The organism is Corallococcus exercitus, from assembly GCF_003611585.1.
Lineage (GTDB): Bacteria > Myxococcota > Myxococcia > Myxococcales > Myxococcaceae > Corallococcus > Corallococcus exercitus.
This window is the reverse complement of the sequence record NZ_RAVW01000959.1, coordinates 1-275: the sequence shown is the minus strand read 5'-3', so window position 1 is coordinate 275 and position 275 is coordinate 1. Positions and strand designations below refer to the sequence as shown.

The following is a 275-nucleotide window of genomic DNA, read 5'->3' as shown; positions in this document are numbered from 1 at the left end:
CCCGCGAGGGCTTCACCCTGGTGCAGGGCCATCTGCTCGAAGAGGGCTGCGGTGAGCCACAGGGACGTCACGCGGTGGTGACGCAACTGGGTCGCCAACTCCTCAAGCGAGAGGGAGTGAGGCGGAGCGAGGACGAGCTTCGCGCCGTGCAGCAGGGCGCCCCAGATTTCGAGCGTGGAGGCGTCGAAGGCGACCGGGGCTGCCTGGAGCCAGACCTCGTCAGGCCCGAAGCGCATGAAGGAATTGCCGAGCACCAGGCGGGTGATGCCCCGGTG

General features: G+C 68.7%; 1 protein-coding gene. It reads right to left on the bottom strand.

Translation table 11 applies throughout. The features are described from left to right. Window positions 1–275, bottom strand: a 275-nt coding sequence (locus D7W79_RS43085) for an AMP-binding protein (RefSeq protein ID WP_147442412.1), incomplete at both ends; no start/stop codon positions are given.